Raw genomic sequence first — 214 nt, forward strand, 5'->3', positions numbered from 1 at the left:
TGAGGTTACCCTCGTTTAGTGGACACCCTATTTGTACGGATCTTGTGTCCGTAGGAGAGGATGTTCATTGTGAGTCAACAGCGCAAGAAGTACACGCCGGAGTACCGGCGTGAGGCCGCGAACCTGGTAATCGAGTCAGAGCGCCCGATTGCCCATGTGGCTAAAGAGATTGGTGTCTCTGCCGGGCTTTTAGGCCGGTGGGTCAAACTCGAGC

At 55.1% G+C, this 214-nt stretch carries 1 protein-coding gene; it reads left to right on the forward strand.

The window, feature by feature from the left end:
• Positions 1-60 precede the first annotated feature (60 nt).
• A partial coding sequence (locus HMPREF2875_RS14140) for a transposase (protein WP_141754587.1) occupies positions 61-214 on the forward strand: 154 nt, incomplete at its 3' end.

Source organism: Corynebacterium sp. HMSC078H07, from assembly GCF_001812805.1.
Lineage (GTDB): Bacteria > Actinomycetota > Actinomycetes > Mycobacteriales > Mycobacteriaceae > Corynebacterium.